At 77.3% G+C, this 2,700-nt stretch carries 3 protein-coding genes; 1 reads left to right on the forward strand and 2 read right to left on the reverse strand.

Features of this window, described 5'->3' with window-relative positions:
- Window positions 1-188: 188 nt before the first annotated feature.
- The gene (locus tag HYE82_RS35730) at window positions 189-1,331 is read right to left on the reverse strand and encodes a glycosyltransferase family 4 protein (RefSeq protein ID WP_179178390.1); all 1,143 of its coding nucleotides are present in this window, start codon (window positions 1,329-1,331) and stop codon (window positions 189-191) included.
- A gap of 68 nt (window positions 1,332-1,399) precedes the next feature.
- A complete protein-coding gene (locus HYE82_RS35735) occupies window positions 1,400-2,566 on the reverse strand; it encodes a hypothetical protein (RefSeq protein WP_179178391.1) in 1,167 nt (388 codons plus the stop codon).
- Between the two features lie 35 nt (window positions 2,567-2,601).
- Here HYE82_RS35735 and HYE82_RS39410 point away from each other — a divergent pair.
- The coding region (locus tag HYE82_RS39410; protein ID WP_369009814.1) for a transposase at window positions 2,602-2,700 on the forward strand (99 nt) is incomplete at its 3' end.

The following is a 2,700-nucleotide window of genomic DNA, read 5'->3' on the forward strand; positions in this document are numbered from 1 at the left end:
ACCCCGCCCCTTCCCGAAACCGGGGCGTGGCCCCGGTTTCGGGAAGGGGCGGGGTGGGGGAATCGCTCCGCGCAGCGGCGCCCCACCCGGCACCTCCGCGGCGGGCGGCAGGCGGCAGGATCGCGGTCGGCAGGCGGCAGGCGGCAGGCGGCAGGCGGCAGGCGGCGGGATCGCGGTCGGCGGGGCGCCTAGAGCAGCTCGCGGAGGCGGTCGGCCAACAGGTCCCAGCGCCACCGCTCCTCGACCCAGGCGCGGCCCTGCTCCCCCATGCGGCTCCGCAGCTGCGGATCCTGCAACAGGGCCACGATGCGGTCCGCCGCGTCCCCGGGGTCGCCACCCCGGACCACCCACCCGGTCTCCCCGTCCAGCACCGCGTCCGGCGCCCCTCCGGAGTCCCCGGCGACCACCGGCAGCCCGGTCGCCGAAGCCTCCAGGTACACGATGCCGAGGCCTTCCACGTCCAGCCCGCCCCGCCGCGTCCGGCACGGCATGGCGAAGACGTCGCCGGCGCCGTAGTGCGCCGGGAGTTCGGACCACGGGACCGCGCCCGTGAAGACCACCGAGTCCGCGACCCCCGTCTCGCCGGCCAGCTTCCGCAGATCGGCCTCGTACGGCCCGCCACCGACGATCAGCAGCACCGCGTCCGGCACGGCCGCGAGGATCCGCGGCATCGCCTCGATCAGGGTGTCCTGCCCCTTCCTCGGCACGAGCCGCGAGACGCAGACCACCACCGGCCGGTCGGACAGGCCGAGCCGGGCCCGGACCTCGTCGCCACCCGACCCGGGATGGAAGGTCTTCTCGTCCACACCCGGCGGAAGCTGCACCATCCGGTCCGCCGCAGCACCGGTCAGCGCCGAGGAGATGCGGGAGCGCGTGTACTCCCCCAGGTAGGTCAGCGTGTCGGTGCCCTCGCCGATCCGGCGCAGCAGTCGGCGCGCGGCGGGCAGCTGCGCCCAGCCGGCTTCGTGGCCGTGCGTGGTCGCCACGATCCGCCGTGCCCCGGCCCGCCGCAGGGCCGGTCCCATCAGGCCGAGCGGGGCCGCGGCGCCGAACCACACCGACTCGCAGCCGTGTTCGCGCAGCAGCCCCACCGCGCGGCGGGTGACCCGCGGCGTCGGCAGCAGCATGGTGGTCCGGTCGCGTACGACCTGGAACGGCTGCTCGGCGTCGAAGGCGGCGGTGGCCTCGCGGCCTTCCGCGCTGTGCTTCCAGGTGGAGGCGTAGACGACGATCCGGTCGGGGTCCAGGCGCAGTGCCATGTTGTGCAGGAAGGCCTGGATGCCGCCCGGTCGCGGCGGGAAGTCGTTGGTCACGATCAGCGTCTTGTGCATCGCCTGCCGACAGTACCGGACCGGCCCCCGGGCCCGGCCGCTGCCGTCGGGAACGGGGCCGCCGCCCCCTACGGCACGGCGGGGGCGAGGTCGCCGCGCAGGCTGTCGCGCCAGGCCTCGGTCAGGCCGGCCTCGTCGGTACCGAGGGCCTCCCGCAGGGCCACGGGGAGCGGTTCGCGGCCCGCGCGGGCGTACAGGTCGGCGAGGGCCGCGTCGCCCCACCGCCGCGCGACGAGCCGACAGGCCAGCCAGGCGCCCTCGTACGCCCGGGCGAGCGCCTCGGGGTCGCCGCCGAAGGCGAATTCCTCGTTCCGCGGCAGCCGCGCGGGCAGCTCCCCGCGCCGTACCGCGCGGCCGAGTCCGGGCGCCGCCCCGTCGGGTGCGGGGTCGGTGCCGCGGTATGCCGCCCAGTCGGCGAAGCCCTCCGACAGCCACAGCGGGGTCGTGGCCGAGGTCGCCGTGCGGGTGGCCACGTGGGCGGCTTCGTGGGTGAGGACGACGGCCCGGCCCTCCGGGGTGAGTCCGGTGTATCCCTCCGGGTTGACGACGATCCGGTCGGCGGGGGCCGGGCCGCCGCCGACGCTGCCCGTGGTCACCGCGGCCATGCCGCGGTACTCGGCGGCGGGCCGCCCCAGCAGTGCCGCCATGGCGTCGAGCGAGCCGGGCACCAGCACCACCAGCCGCCCGGCCCAGGGCGGCGGCCAGGCGGCGTTCACCGCGGGCACCGCCCGGTCGGCCTCGGCCGCGATCGCGGTCAGGGCGGGACCGACCGGGCCGGAGCCGAGCACGAGGCTGTGCGCGCCCCGGACCACGGCCACCGGTCCCTGGTCCCACAGCTGCGGCGGGGCTCCGGGGGCGGGGGCGTCGCCGGTGACCCGCCACCGCCCGGCGGTCAGGCCGAGCCGCACCTCGCGGGCGGAGCCGGCCGCGGCGGTGTCGTACCCGGAGAGCCGGTAGCGCAGTTCGGCGGCGGCGGTGGCGCGGGCCCCGTCCCGCCGGACGCCGGTGACCTCGTACGCCCAGCCCTCCAGGGGGATCCCGGCGAGTTCCGCGGGCGGCCGCTGCGCCCAGGCGGCGACGGCGGCGCGGATGTCCCGGCCGGCGGTGTCGGGCGGCGCGGCCGCGGTGCAGCCGGAGAGCAGCCCGCACACCAGCGCGCACAGCAGCAGGCCCACCGGCAGCGTGAACCGCGGCGCCTGCGGCGGCGGTGGGACGGCACGGCGGAGCGGGGGCATCCGCAGATCCTAAGGCCTGTCTGATAATTGATCTTGTGGCAGGTCGAGGCGAGTTGACGGATGCGGCGTGGGAGCGGATAGAGCCCTTGCTGCCGCGCATGGACGGGCGTGGGCGTCCGTGGCGTGATCACCGG

It is taken from the genome of Streptomyces sp. BR123 (genome assembly GCF_013401435.1).
GTDB lineage: Bacteria > Actinomycetota > Actinomycetes > Streptomycetales > Streptomycetaceae > Streptomyces.

What these genes read in the sequence shown, in the direction of transcription:
- HYE82_RS35730 (WP_179178390.1), bottom strand. Translation starts at nt 1,331, where the DNA reads ATGCACAAGACGCTGATCGTGACCAACGACTTCCCGCCGCGACCGGGC.
- HYE82_RS35735 (WP_179178391.1), bottom strand. Translation starts at nt 2,566, where the DNA reads ATGCCCCCGCTCCGCCGTGCCGTCCCACCGCCGCCGCAGGCGCCGCGG.